Origin of the sequence: Haloferax sp. Atlit-12N (genome assembly GCF_003383095.1) — an archaeon.
GTDB lineage: Archaea > Halobacteriota > Halobacteria > Halobacteriales > Haloferacaceae > Haloferax.
In genome coordinates this window covers 1-1,210 of record NZ_PSYW01000043.1, presented here as the reverse complement: position 1 = coordinate 1,210, position 1,210 = coordinate 1, and the positions used below count along the sequence as shown (strand labels likewise).

The following is a 1,210-nucleotide window of genomic DNA, read 5'->3' as shown; positions in this document are numbered from 1 at the left end:
CACGATCCGAACGCGGAGTACACGATGCGAGAGCTGTCGGCGGAGACGATGGGCGTGACGGCCAAGCGCGGCGGCGGCCGCGACGTCGAAATCACCGACGTGCAGACGACGATGGTCGACGGCAACTTCCCGTGGACGCTCGTCCGCATCTACACCGACGCGGGCGTCGTCGGCACCGGCGAGGCCTACTGGGGCGCGGGCGTGCCCGAGCTCATCGAGCGCATGAAGCCGTTCGTCATCGGCGAGAACCCCCTCGACATCGACCGCTTGTACGAGCACCTCGTCCAGAAGATGTCCGGTGAGGGCTCCGTCGAAGGCGTCACCGTCACCGCCATCGCGGGCATCGAAATCGCGCTGCACGACCTCGCGGGCAAGATTCTCGACATTCCCGCCTATCAGCTTCTCGGCGGGAAGTACCGCGACAAGGTCCGCGTCTACTGCGACTGCCACACCGAAGAGGAGGCCGACCCCGAAGCGTGCGCCGACGAGGCCGAGCGCGTGGTCGACGAACTCGGCTACGACGCGCTGAAGTTCGACCTCGACGTGCCCTCCGGCTTCGAGAAGGACCGCGCGAACCGCCACCTGCGACCCGGCGAGATTCGGCACAAGGCCGAAATCGTCGAGAAGGTGACAGAGCGCGTCAAGGACAAGGCGGACGTGGCGTTCGACTGCCACTGGACGTTCTCGGGCGGGAGCGCAAAGCGCCTCGCGGCCGCGCTCGAAGACTACGACGTGTGGTGGCTCGAAGACCCCGTGCCGCCGGAGAACCTCGACGTGCAGGAGGAAGTCACGAAGTCCACGCTCACGCCCATCACGGTCGGCGAGAACCGCTACCGCGTGACGGAGCTTCGCCGCCTCATCGAGAACCAGGCCGTGGACATCGTCGCGCCCGACATGCCGAAGGTCGGCGGAATGCGCGAGACGCAGAAAATCGCGGACGTGGCGAACCAGTACTACGTGCCGGTCGCGATGCACAACGTCTCGTCGCCGGTTGCGACGATGGCCTCCGCGCACGTCGGCACGGCGATTCCGAACTCGCTGGCGGTCGAGTACCACTCCTACGAGCTGGGCTGGTGGGGCGACCTCGTCGAGGAGACGGTCATCGAGGACGGTTACATCGAGATTCCGGAGAAGCCGGGCCTCGGCGTGACGCTGGACATGGACACCGTCGAAGAGCACATGGTCGACGGCGAGACGCTGTTCGACGAGG

At 66.4% G+C, this 1,210-nt stretch carries 1 protein-coding gene; it reads left to right on the top strand.

Features of this window, described 5'->3' with window-relative positions; translation table 11 throughout:
• The coding region (locus tag C5B90_RS19875) for a mandelate racemase/muconate lactonizing enzyme family protein (protein WP_148708274.1) at positions 1 to 1,210 on the top strand (1,210 nt) is incomplete at both ends.